Annotated in this window: 14 protein-coding genes and 1 pseudogene; 10 read left to right on the top strand and 5 right to left on the bottom strand. The window is 71.1% G+C overall.

The features are described from left to right. Window positions 1–715 (top strand): annotated as a pseudogene (locus tag QN357_RS14700) (ATP-dependent DNA ligase); the annotation flags it as partial. A 52-nt stretch (window positions 716–767) separates the two neighbouring features. Here the strand turns inward: QN357_RS14700 and QN357_RS14705 are convergent. Next, on the bottom strand, window positions 768–1,340 hold the full coding sequence (locus QN357_RS14705) for a hypothetical protein (protein ID WP_322135950.1): 573 nt from the start codon (window positions 1,338–1,340) through the stop codon (window positions 768–770). A gap of 230 nt (window positions 1,341–1,570) precedes the next feature. On the opposite strand from QN357_RS14705, the gene QN357_RS14710 reads away from it, so the two are divergent. Continuing rightward, window positions 1,571–2,038, top strand: a complete 468-nt coding sequence (locus tag QN357_RS14710; protein ID WP_322135951.1) for a nitroreductase/quinone reductase family protein — start codon at window positions 1,571–1,573, stop codon at window positions 2,036–2,038. A 10-nt stretch (window positions 2,039–2,048) separates the two neighbouring features. On the opposite strand, the gene QN357_RS14715 is transcribed toward QN357_RS14710, so the two are convergent. From QN357_RS14715 to QN357_RS14725, 3 genes are all read right to left on the bottom strand, one after another. Next, window positions 2,049–2,552, bottom strand: a complete 504-nt coding sequence (locus QN357_RS14715) for an NUDIX domain-containing protein (RefSeq protein WP_134446118.1) — start codon at window positions 2,550–2,552, stop codon at window positions 2,049–2,051. 90 nt (window positions 2,553–2,642) lie between these two features. Then, window positions 2,643–3,170 (bottom strand): adenine phosphoribosyltransferase, encoded by a 528-nt coding sequence (locus QN357_RS14720; RefSeq protein ID WP_134446119.1) that lies wholly within the window; start codon window positions 3,168–3,170, stop codon window positions 2,643–2,645. Window positions 3,171–3,179: 9 nt separating this feature from the next. Then, window positions 3,180–3,806 (bottom strand): MarR family winged helix-turn-helix transcriptional regulator, encoded by a 627-nt coding sequence (locus tag QN357_RS14725; RefSeq protein WP_322135952.1) that lies wholly within the window; start codon window positions 3,804–3,806, stop codon window positions 3,180–3,182. Window positions 3,807–3,884: 78 nt separating this feature from the next. Between QN357_RS14725 and idi the strand changes: the two genes are divergently transcribed. The 8 genes from idi (at window position 3,885) to QN357_RS14765 (ending at window position 10,331) form a co-directional block, all read left to right on the top strand. Next, window positions 3,885–4,421, top strand: a complete 537-nt coding sequence (gene idi / locus QN357_RS14730; protein WP_416172939.1) for an isopentenyl-diphosphate Delta-isomerase — start codon at window positions 3,885–3,887, stop codon at window positions 4,419–4,421. Further along, the gene (locus QN357_RS14735) at window positions 4,414–5,460 is read left to right on the top strand and encodes a polyprenyl synthetase family protein (RefSeq protein WP_134446122.1); all 1,047 of its coding nucleotides are present in this window, start codon (window positions 4,414–4,416) and stop codon (window positions 5,458–5,460) included. Before idi ends, QN357_RS14735 begins: the two co-directional genes overlap by 8 nt. Further along, window positions 5,457–6,365, top strand: a complete 909-nt coding sequence (locus QN357_RS14740; protein ID WP_322140784.1) for a phytoene/squalene synthase family protein — start codon at window positions 5,457–5,459, stop codon at window positions 6,363–6,365. Before QN357_RS14735 ends, QN357_RS14740 begins: the two co-directional genes overlap by 4 nt. Next, complete coding sequence (crtI, locus tag QN357_RS14745; RefSeq protein ID WP_322140783.1) at window positions 6,362–8,110, top strand: phytoene desaturase family protein; 1,749 nt, start codon at window positions 6,362–6,364, stop codon at window positions 8,108–8,110. The genes QN357_RS14740 and crtI overlap by 4 nt, the downstream gene beginning before the upstream one ends. Next, window positions 8,107–8,442: a lycopene cyclase domain-containing protein gene (locus QN357_RS14750; protein ID WP_134448986.1), complete on the top strand. Its 336-nt coding sequence runs from the start codon at window positions 8,107–8,109 to the stop codon at window positions 8,440–8,442. The genes crtI and QN357_RS14750 overlap by 4 nt, the downstream gene beginning before the upstream one ends. Next, the gene (locus QN357_RS14755; RefSeq protein ID WP_322140782.1) at window positions 8,439–8,963 is read left to right on the top strand and encodes a lycopene cyclase domain-containing protein; all 525 of its coding nucleotides are present in this window, start codon (window positions 8,439–8,441) and stop codon (window positions 8,961–8,963) included. The genes QN357_RS14750 and QN357_RS14755 overlap by 4 nt, the downstream gene beginning before the upstream one ends. Then, window positions 8,960–9,853: a prenyltransferase gene (locus QN357_RS14760; protein ID WP_322135957.1), complete on the top strand. Its 894-nt coding sequence runs from the start codon at window positions 8,960–8,962 to the stop codon at window positions 9,851–9,853. Before QN357_RS14755 ends, QN357_RS14760 begins: the two co-directional genes overlap by 4 nt. A 70-nt stretch (window positions 9,854–9,923) precedes the next feature. Next, window positions 9,924–10,331, top strand: coding sequence for an RNA-binding S4 domain-containing protein (locus QN357_RS14765; RefSeq protein ID WP_134448983.1), 408 nt, complete (start codon window positions 9,924–9,926; stop codon window positions 10,329–10,331). Between the two features lie 36 nt (window positions 10,332–10,367). Here the strand turns inward: QN357_RS14765 and QN357_RS14770 are convergent. Next, window positions 10,368–11,469, bottom strand: a 1,102-nt coding sequence (locus QN357_RS14770; RefSeq protein ID WP_323505111.1) for an NAD(P)/FAD-dependent oxidoreductase, incomplete at its 5' end; no start/stop codon positions are given.

Here is an 11,469-nt window from a genome sequence, read left to right on the forward strand (position 1 = left end):
CGTCGACATCGACCGGTTCGCGTTCGAGACGGCCCTCGTCGAGCTGGCGTCGAACGTCATCCAGCAGGCCGCCGCGGCCGCCGCCACCCCGGTGCAGTACCTCGTGTTCGACGTGCTCGAACGCGACGGGGTCGACCTCAGCCGCACGCCGTACTCGGAGCGACGGGCGATCCTCGAGTCGCTCGTCACGGGCGACGGGGCGGTGCAGCTGTCGCCTGACCTGCCCGGCGACGCGCAGGATGCCGTGCGGGTGAGTCGCGAGCTCGGCCTCGAGGGCATCGTCGCGAAGGACGCCGACGGCGGATACGAGGGCGGGCGGCGGTCGCGGTCCTGGATCAAGATCAAGCACCACCGGGCTCAGGAGGTCGTGATCGGCGGCTGGCGCACCGGGAACGGCAACCGGTCGCGGTCGCTCGGTTCGCTGCTCCTCGGGATTCCGTCCGAGGCGGGGCTCGAGTACGTCGGGAGGGTCGGCACCGGTTTCCGCGACAGGGACCTGGTCGTGCTGCGTGGCCGGCTCGACCGGCTCGCGCAGGCGGAGAGCCCGTTCGCTGCGGTGCCGGCGGCCGATGTGAGGGACGCGCACTGGGTGCGGCCTGTCCTGGTCGGGGAGGTCGACTATCTCGAGTGGACCTCGGATGGCCGGTTGCGGCATCCGTCGTGGCGGGGCTGGCGCCCGGACAAGGCCGCGGAGGAGGTCGTGCGGGAGGCCTGAGCCTGCGTCGCGGCGCCCTGCGACATTCGGGTGGGGTCCGTAACGCGCCAGGCTAGCGCGGCGGTGCGGTGCGCGGCGGCTTCGGGGTGCGCGGCGGCCTCGGTGTGCGCGGCGGCTTCGGGGTGCGCGGCGGCTTCGGGGTGCGCGGCGGCCTGGGGAACGCCTCGCGCATGTGGTCGGAGGAGAGGTAGTCTCCGACGCCGATCATGATGAGGCTGAACAGGATCTGCTCGCTGACCATCCACAACGGGTACAGGCCCGGGATCGCGGCGAGGACGAGCGTGATCACCGGAAAGATCTTGCTGAACAGGCGCAGCCGGAGGTAGGCCCAGTAGAAGCCCTTCTGCGCCCGCCAGGCGAAGTAGAGCAGGGTGAGCGTCATCGCGAGCACGACGAAGGTGCGCATCCAGACCGAGGTCGGGATCTCGGTGCCGCCGAGGAACAGGACGACCGCGATGACGACCGCGGCCGCGCCGAGGACCAGTTCCGCGGCGAGGAGCCACAGGATCGCGACGAACGTGCGCCTGGTCCTGGGGTGCCGGCGCATCTCGGGCGCGATGGTGTATTCGACGGACCGACCACCGGCGACCCGGTCGAGCCTGAGGAACAACGGTTCCAGTTTCATGATTCCTCCGGGTGTCAACGGTAGCGGGTCGCACGGGGCCGGTGTCACGGATCGGGTGGAGCGTGCCGGAAGCACGGTGCCGGACGGCCGAACCCGGCGTACGCTTCGGGCATGGACACGGACTATCCCGCATACCAGCGCGTGACGAGCCCGACCGTGCCGTGGCTTCCCCGGGGCGATGCGCACGCGGTCCCCCGGACGGCGTCCCGTCCGGTGAGGAGGGCGCGGTAATGGGCGCCCAGGCAGACCGGCTTCGCGCGATGTATTCCGGCGGGCAGGGGAACGCCACGGCGAAGCGCTATGCACGGTTGTGGAACCGGGCGCTGCGCCTCGGAGTGCTGCCGAGACGCTGGGTCTCCCTCGAGGTCATCGGGCGACGCAGCGGACAGGTGACCCGGTTCCCGATCGGGATGGCCGACGTTGACGGCCAGTGGTACCTCGTCTCGATGCTCGGCGAATGCAACTGGGTGCGGAACGTGCGCGCTGCTGGCGGCCGGGCGACGCTCCGCAGGCGCACGGCGCGCCCGGTCTGGCTCGTCGAGGTGCCGGCGGAGGACCGCGCGCCGATCCTGAAACGCTTCGTCGAGAAGGCCCCGGGCGGGCGCCCGCACATTCCCGTGGAGCGGCACGAACCCGTTTCGGCATTCGAGGCGATCGCCGCGGACCATCCCGTCTTCCGGGTGCTGACCGCCGTCTGACTGCACCGGGTCAGGCGCGCGACTCCGGCGAGCGGACGTCGGTGGCCGGGCCGCCGGCATCCGCCCCGTCCAGGCGGGCGCGCAGGGCCGGCCAGCTCAGGGCGAAGCCGGGGTGCAACGGCAGTGCGTCGACGAGCTCGGCGGGCACCCAGCGCAGTGCGATGCTCTCACGGTCGCTGATCACGGGCTCGAAGGGTTCGAGGGCGCGTACGACGACCGTCGTATACGACCAGAAGCCGAGATCGAGTACCGAGCTGAACTGCACGCTCACGAGTTCGGCGGGCACGCCGGCCTCCTCGTTCGCCTCGCGGAGCGCGGCTTCGAGGGCGGTCTCGTGTTCATGCCGGGCGCCGCCGGGAAGCCCCCAGGTGTCGCCGTTGTGGCTCCACGCGGCGCGATGCTGCATCAGCACCCCGAGGTCGGCGTGGTGCACGAGCAGCCCGGCGGCCCCGAAGCGTCCCCAGAACCTGCGGCCGTCTGGCGCGAAGACCCACTCGTCGCCGTTTCCCGTCATGAACCAAGCATGCGGCATCCGGCCGCCATTCGGCCCAGAGCGTGCGGTTTTCGCACAGTGCGGTCGGTGCCTGCCCGCTGCGGGGTGGTTCTACAGGGCGACGATGGTGTGCAGCGGGGTGGTGCCGAGGCGGTCGCGGCCGAGGAGTTCGGTGAGCTCGAGCACGACGCCGACGCCCGTCAGTCGATAGCCGGCACGCCGGACGAGCCGGGAGGTGGCCGCGATCGTTCCGCCCGTCGCGAGCACGTCGTCGAGGACGAGCACCCGGGATCCCTCCGGCAGCTGGCCGATCTCGAGTTCGAGGCACGCCGAACCGTATTCGAGGTCGTAGTTCTCCGACAGCACGGAGCCGGGCAGCTTGCCGCCCTTGCGCACGGCGAGCACGGATGCCCCCGCCGCGTATCCCACGGCCGCCGCGAGCAGGAAACCCCGCGCTTCGATTCCTGCGACCGCGTCGAACTGCCCGGCGAACCGCCCGGCGAGTTCGTCGATGAGCGCCCGGAAGGCCACGGCGTCCGCGAAAACGGGGTTGAGGTCCCGGAAGAGGATGCCCGTCTCCGGGAAGTCCTGGTAGGACGCGAGGAGGGCGGTCACATGGTCTGCTGCTGGTGTTGGCACCGGTCAAGCCTAGGTGGTCGAGTGCCCCTGAACCGCTTCGGTCCCCCCGCTCGGGGCTGTGACCCCGGTCGGAGTGCCGCCGTGGTGCGACGCGGTGTCCGTCGTCGTTGCGGACATGGCGTCGGCGATGGCCGTGAGGAAGCGGATAACGGCGTTTCGTTCGGACGGTTCGAGGTCCTCTGCGGCCGCGAACATCCGCTCGTGCACGCCCCCGAGCGCCCGGCGCACCTCCTGATGCGCCGCCGGCGTCGCGAAGATGAGCTGGACCCGTCCGTCCACGGCGTGCGCCTCGCGGCGGATGTGCCCGGTGCGGGTCAGGCGCGCGAGCAGCTTCGACGTCGCGGCAGAGGAGATCCCGAGGTGGGAGGTGAGATCCTTCGGGCTGACCGGGGTCCGGCGGGCCTCGCGCTGGATCAGGTGCCTGATGGCCACGAGGTCGGTCTCGTTCACCGCGAGCTCGGCCCTGGCGCGCTCGCGCATCGCGGCATCCGCGGCCCGGAATGCCCGGAGCGCGGCGAGAACGTCGCGAGCACCGGTGGTCCCGGTGGTCCCGGTCGTCCCGTTGTTCCCCTGGCCGGTCCAGAAGCTCGGCTCCGGCGACGGAGACCGGGGCGGGAAAGTGGCTCGTTCGGACATTCCACCATGCTAGCCTCACGATTAGCTAACTTGGTTAGCAATATCTACGGGTATGGTGGCGGGAAGGGGAGGAATCACATGCAGGCTGTGGACCAGACGGTCGAACTCGTCGTACTGCTCGACGAATCAGGGCGCCCGATCGGCTCGGCGCCCAAGAGCACGATGCACGACGCCGATACCGCCCTTCATCTCGCCTTCTCGGTCTATGTCTTCAACGAACGCGGGGAGGTTCTCGTCACCCGGCGCGCCCTCGGCAAGCGGACCTGGCCGGGAGTCTGGACGAACTCCTTCTGCGGGCATCCCCTCCCGGACGAGTCGCAGCGGCGGGCCATCGCACGGCGCGGCCGGTTTGAGCTCGGCCTCGACCTCGACGAACTGACCGTGGCGCTTCCCCTGTTCCGCTACCGGGCGACGGATGCGAGCGGCATCGTGGAAAACGAGATCTGCCCGGTGTACCGCGCGACGGTGCAAACCGACCCCGTGCCGAATCCCGATGAGGTTTCCGAATACGTGTGGACCGACCCCGAAACCCTGCGCGCGAGCGCGCTCTCCAGCCCGTGGGCCTTCAGCCCATGGATGGTGCTCCAACTGAAGGAGTTGAGATTCGATGCCTGAGATCGCCCACATCGAAGTAGAGACCGAACTCCAGCGATACTTCGCGGCGGCCAGGCTGCGAGCGAGCGACTACGGAACGCACTACGTCGCTCTCTGGGACTCGCTCGAGCAGGCCAGCAGTGGCGGCAAGCGGGTGCGTCCCGCGCTCGTGCTCGCCGCGTTCGCCGGACTCGGCGGAACAGAGATGAGCCTGGCGATCCCGGTCGCCGTGAGCTTCGAACTCCTGCACACCGCGTTCGTGATCCACGACGACGTGATCGACCGCGACCTGCACCGTCGCGGCGTCGCGAACGTCGCCGGCAGGTTCACGGAGCGCGCCCTCGCCCATGGCGCAGTCGGGACGCAGACCGGCGCCTGGGCGACCACGGCGGCGATCCTCGCCGGCGACCTCGCCCTGAGCGAGGCGCACCGCGCACTCGCCCTGCTGCCGATCGGCGCCGAGCAGCGCGGCCGGCTCCTCGACCTTCTGGACCGGGCCGTCTTCGTGTCGGCGGCCGGTGAACTCGCGGACGTCACGAACACCGCTTCGAAGACTCCCCTCTCTGTCGAGGAAGTGACCGTGACCCTCGAGCAGAAGACCGCCGTCTACTCCTTCGAGGCTCCCCTGATGGCCGGGGCCGTGCTCGCGGGGGCGAGCGAGGAGGCGATCGTCGCCCTCGGACGGTTCGGCAGGCTCGTCGGCGTCGCCTTCCAGCTCACCGACGATATCCTCGGCGTCTTCGGAGACCCCGCGCGCACGGGGAAGAGCGCACTGACCGACCTGCGCGAGGGCAAGCAGACCGCGCTCGTTGCCTACGCCGGTACGACGGGCGACTGGCCGGCGATCGCACCGTTCGTCGGCAAGGCCGACCTCACCCAGGACGAGGCAGAGGAGGCCAGGGTACTCCTGCGCAGCTGCGGGGCACTGCAGTCCACCGACGAGCTCGCGATCGACCACGCCCGCAGGGCGGTCGCCGCGCTCGACACCGCCGCGATCCCCGCGGTCCTCCGCACGACCCTCACCCAGCTCGCCGACACCTCAGTGAATCGCAGCCGATGACCGACACCCGACGCCCGACGCCCACGACCGGCACGGCCACCCAGATCGCGACGTACACCCGGGCTGCTCATGCGAGCTCAGCCCAGGTCATCGGCGTCTACTCGACATCGTTCGGGCTGGCCTGCCGCCTCCTCGCCGCGCGGGAACGCCGCCAGGTCGGCTCGATCTACGCCCTCGTGCGGATCGCGGACGAAATCGTCGACGGCGCGGCCAGCCAGGCCGGTCTCCCGGACGCGGCCCAGCGTGCGGCTCTCGACGGGCTCGAGGACGAGACCCTGAGGGCGATCGAGACCGGCTTCAGCACCAACCTCATCGTGCACGCCTTCGCGGACACCGCGCGGGCGACCGGCATCGACGCCCGGCTCACGGCGCCGTTCTTCGCGTCGATGCGACGCGACCTCGACCCGGCCCCCTTCGACGCCGCCGGCATCGCCGACTACATCTACGGCTCGGCGGAGGTCGTCGGGCTGATGTGCCTGCGCTCGTTCCTGCACGAGTCCGAACGCACGGAGACCGAACTGGCGACGCTCACGGCCGGCGCCCGCAGCCTCGGAGCAGCCTTCCAGAAGGTCAACTTCCTGCGGGACATCGCCGCCGACCGGGACGATCTCGGACGCAACTACTTCCCGGGAGTGAACCTGCTCACCATGACCGACGAGGAGAAGGACTTCCTCCTCGACGACATGGACGCGGACCTCGACGCCGCGGCGCGCGCGCTGCCCCTGCTCCCCCGCGGGAGTCGGCGTGCGGTTGGCGCAGCGCACGGCCTCTTCGCGAGCCTCGCGGTCAAACTCCGCGGAACGCCCGCCCGATCCCTGCTGAACACCCGGGTGCGGGTACCCGACCCGGAAAAACTGATGATCGCCCTCGGCGCAGCCCTCGGCCCTGGAGCGTGGAAGAAATGACCCCTTCGAATGGAAACCGCACGATCGTGATCGGCGGCGGGATCGCCGGCCTCGCCAGTGCGGCCCTGCTCGCCCGTGACGGGCACCGGGTGACCCTGCTCGAAACCAACGACACCCTCGGTGGCCGCGCAGGATCGTGGACGGAACAGGGGTTCCGGTTCGAGACCGGACCGTCCTGGTACCTGATGCCCGGCGTCTTCGACCACTTCTTCCGCCTGTTCGGCACGAGCTCTGCCGAGCAGCTCGAGCTGCGCCGTCTCGACCCCGGCTACCGGGTCTTCTTCGAGGACGACCCGGACCCGATCGACATCCGCGCCGAACGCGCCGACAATATAGCCCTGTTCGAAAGCCTCGAGCCAGGAGCGGGTGCCGCGCTCGACCGCTATCTGGACTCAGCGGAGGACACCTACCGGATGGCCGTGTCCAGGTTCCTCTACACGAGCTTCCAGTCGTTCCGGCCGCTGCTCGTTCGGGACGTCCTGACCCGCCTCCCCCGGCTCGCCCGGCTGCTCCTGCAGCCGCTCGACACGTTCGTCGCCGGCTACGTCCGCGACCCGCGACTGCGCCAGGTCCTCGGCTATCCGGCCGTCTTCCTCGGTTCCTCCCCCGACCAGACCCCGTCGATGTACCACCTGATGAGTCATCTCGACCTTGCCGACGGCGTGCTCTACCCGCAGGGCGGCTTCACCCGCCTGATCGACAGCATCGCCGACCTCGCCAGGGCAGAGGGCGTCGAAGTGATCACGGGCGCGAGAGTCACCGCCATCACCACCACACCGGGAACGCGGCCTGGCGTGTCGAAGCGACTTCGAGCATCCGTCACCGGGGTCAGCTACGTCGACAGGGCAGGGACCACCGTTCGGCTCGCCGCCGACCGGGTGGTCTCGGCCGCCGACCTGCACCACACCGAGACCGAGCTTCTTCCCGAGCCGTTGCAAAGCTACCCGGAGTCCTGGTGGCAGCGCCGGGTATCCGGGCCCGGCGCCGTGCTCGTTCTGCTCGGCGTGAGCGGCCAGCTGCCGAAACTGCAGCATCACACCCTCCTGTTCACCCGGGACTGGGGTGAGAACTTCGGCCGCATCTTCGGGAAGACGCCGAGCGTCGCCTCACCGGCGTCGTTCTACGTCTGCATGCCGAGCGCGACAGACCCCGGCGTCGCACCGGACGGCTCCTCGAACCTGTTCCTGCTCGTGCCGATCCCGGCAGACCCCGGCCTCGGCCACGGCGGAATCGACGGCGCGGGCTCCCCCGCCATCGAGGCGATCGCCGACGACGCCATCGGGCAGCTCGCCGACTGGGCAGGCATCCCCGACCTCGCCGACCGGATCGTCGTACGCCGCACGATCGGGCCGGGCGACTTCGCCGACGACCTCAACTCCTGGCGCGGCGGGGCACTCGGCCCCGCACACACGCTCAAGCAGAGCGCGTTCTTCCGCGGGTCGAACGCCTCCTCGAAGATCGACGGCCTCTACTACGCGGGCGGTACGACGATCCCGGGCATCGGGCTTCCGATGTGCCTGATCAGCGCCGAAATCCTGCTCAAGAGGATGCGCTCGGACACGAGTACGGGACCGCTCGCGGAGCCCCTGCCCCGGCGCGTGCCGGTTCCGGCGGCGGTCCGGGTCACGGTGCCGTTGCGCCCGGAGCCCGGCGCAGCGGGCGGCACCGCCGGCGCCGGCGCCGCGGAAGCCGCCGCGACCGGGGTCCGCACCGCGGACGGGCCGGACGCGCCCGGAACACCGTGAGCGTCGCCTACCTGCTGAGCCTGCTCGTCTCGCTCGGCGCCATGGTGCTGCTCGACCGCAGGTTCCGGCTGTTCTTCTGGCTCGACGGCCGCAAGGCCGCCGCCGTGCTCGCCATCGGCGTGGCCTTCCTGCTGGCCTGGGACGCGGGCGGCATCACTGCGGGGATCTTCTACCGTGGCGAGACGGACCTGATGACCGGCATCCAGCTCGCGCCGGAGCTCCCGCTCGAGGAGCTCTTCTTCCTCACCTTCCTCTGCTATCTGACCATGAACGCCGTGCGCGGGGCCGAGCTGCTTCTCGAACGCGGTGCACGTCGAAAGCGGCGCACGTGACCTACCTGCTGCTCGACCTCGTCTTCGTCGTCGCTGCGGCCCTCGCAGCGGTCGTTGCCGGACTGCGGCGACGTCCTTCCCGGCGCAGGGTCGCGGCGATCGGGTGCGCATTGCTCGCTGTGCTCGTGCTGAGCGCGATCTTCGACAACGTGATGATCGGCGTCGGGCTCGTCGCCTATGACCCCGCCCACACCTCTGGCCTCCGCCTCGGCCTGGCCCCGGTCGAGGATTTCGCCTACCCGCTCGCCACCGCCCTCCTGCTGCCCGCACTCTGGACGCTCCTGCCGGGGCGCCGGGCTCCGGGCGGACGGGCCGCCCCGGTCAGCCCCGGGTCGGTCGACAGGTCGGTCGCCGGGTCGGTCGACAGGTCGGTCGCCGGGTCGGTCGACAGGTCGGTCGACGGGACCGGAACCGTGGGAGAATCCAGTCAGGGAAGGGATCAGGGGCGGGATCACGGTCCCGCACAGGATCACGACAACAGCGCCAGCAGCCGATCGGCCACGCGCGGGGGGAACCGATGAGCAGCATCCGTACGACGACACTCTGGAAGACGCGGCAGGTGCTGCTGTCCTCGCGGCCCCTGAGCTGGATCAACACGGCCTACCCGTTCGCGGCCGCCTACATCGTGACGACCGGGCGCGTCGACGCGCTCCTCGTGGTCGGCACACTGTTCTTCCTGATCCCGTACAACCTGCTGATGTACGGCATCAACGACGTGTTCGACTACGAGTCCGACCTGCGCAACCCGCGGAAGGGCGGCGTCGAAGGCGCGATGCTCGACCCTGCCCTGCACCGCACGGTGCTGGTGTCCGGGATCGTGACGGCGGTGCCCGTGCTCGGCGCGATGCTCGTGCTGGCCGGCACCGGGCATCCGGTGTCGTGGGTCGTGCTCGCGGTGAGCCTCTTCGCCGTTGCCGCGTACTCGGTGCCCGGGCTGCGGTTCAAGGAGCGCCCTGTCGTCGACTCCGTGACGTCGAGCACGCACTTCGTCAGCCCGGCGGTCTACGGGCTCGCGGTCGCCGGGGCGCAGTGGACACCGGGCCTGGTGGCCCTGCTCGCCGCGTTCTTCCTCTGGGGTATGGCCAGCCACGCCTTCGGGGCCGTGCAGGACGTCGTGCCCGACCGGGAGGGCGGGATCGCCTCGATCGCGACCGCGCTCGGCGCCGGCCGGACGGTGCGGCTCGCGATCGGCTGCTGGGCTGCTGCCGGGCTGCTGATGCTCGCGACCGGGTGGCCCGGCCTTCTCGCCGCCGTGCTCGCGGTTCCGTACATTGTGGCCGCGTGGCCGTTCCGGTCGGTGAGCGACGCGCGCGCCGAGACCGCCAATGCCGGCTGGAAGCGCTTCCTCTGGCTGAACTTCGTGTCCGGGTTCTGCGTGACCATGCTGTTGATCGTGTCCTCGCTGCTCTGAGGCGGGTGCCGACGCGCGGATGTGGCGAGGCCGGCATCCGCACGCCCGCGCCTGGTCGTAGAGTCGAGGGATGGACCCCCTGACGACGGCACGCGTGGACAGCTGGGCGTGGGCCGTGCGGATGTTCAAGACCCGGTCGCTCGCGACGGCCGCGTGCCGGGCCGGTCACGTCAAGGTGAACGGCGAACGGGCGAAGTCGGCTCAGCCGGTGCACATCGGCGACGAGGTCCGGGTGCGGTCGAGCGGTTTCGACCGGGTGCTCGTGGTCTCGAAGATCGTGAACAAGCGCGTCGGCGCACTCGTCGCCGCCGAGTGCTTCGTGGACAAGACCCCGCCGCCCCCGCCGCGGGAGGAGGTCGCGCTCGTGCCCATGCGGGACCGCGGCGCCGGGCGTCCGACCAAGCGGGAACGCCGCGACATCGACAAGCTGCGCGCCACGGAGCGGCAGGGCCCCGAGGACTGGCCGGAGAACGACTGAGGCTCCCCCGGCATCCGCTCGCCGCCGCCCGCTCGGTCAGGGGGCGAGGTCGGGAAGGGTGTGGATTCCGAAGTGCTCGCGCAGGGCGAGCGCGGCGGCGAAGCATCCGTTCATGCCGTGCACGGCGGGACCTGGCGGCGTCGACGCCGAGCAGAGGTAGAGCCCGGGAACAGGCGTGCGCCAGGGGTGGGTCGACACCACCGGTCGCTTGACGAGCTGGCGCAGGGAGACGGCCCCGCCGAGGATGTCGCCGCCGATGAGGTTCGGATTCCCTGCGGCGAGCTCTGCGGGCGTGTGGCTCGCGGCGGCGAGGATCGTGTCGCGGAATCCGGGCGCGTAGCGTTCGATCGCGCGCACGATCGCGAGGGCCGGGTCGCCGTTCCAGCCGGCCGGAACGTGGGTGTACGCCCAGAGCACGGCCTTCCCTGCCGGCGCCCGCCTCGCGTCGAGCACACTCGGCTGGGCGAGCAGCACGAACGGATGCCGCGGCGAGCGTCCCCCGGACAACAGCCGTTCGGCACGTTCGACCTCGACCCGGATGCCGCCGAGATGCACGGTCGGCGCGAGGGCGAGCCGGGGGTTCGTCCAGGGCACCGGGCCGGACAGCGCGAAGTCGACCTTGGCGACCCCGGTGCCGTAGCGGTACCGGCGGAGCGCACGCCGGTAGCCGTCGGGAAGCGCCGGGCCCGCGAAACGGTCGAGGAAGACCGTCGAGGTGTCGAGCAGGGTCACCCTGGCCGGGTCGAGGTCGCCGGGCCCGCGCACCTCGGTGTTCAGCCGCAGCGTGCCGCCGTGGGCGAGCAGGTCGGCGACGAGAGCGTCGGCGATCGCCTGCGCTCCGCCGACGGGGTAGCCCCAGCCCTCGGCGTGCGCCTCCGCCGCGAGGAGCAGCCCGGCCCCCGCCTGCGCGAGTGCGGGCTGGCGGCCGGGAGCGTGTGCGGCCACGCCGGAGAGGAGGGCCGGCGCGGCCGGGCCGTGGAACAGCATCCGCCCGGCGGGGGTGCCGAGGGCGAGCACGCGGAGGCCGTAGTCGAGGGCGGCGCGCGGGTCATCCGGCCAGCGCAGCAGTTGGTGGCCGGTGAAGGAGACGAGGCCGTCGATCCGGTCGACGAGGGGCCTGAGCAGCCGGGTCCAGGCC

Source organism: Cryobacterium sp. RTC2.1 (assembly GCF_035018685.1).
Classification (GTDB): domain Bacteria; phylum Actinomycetota; class Actinomycetes; order Actinomycetales; family Microbacteriaceae; genus Cryobacterium; species Cryobacterium glucosi.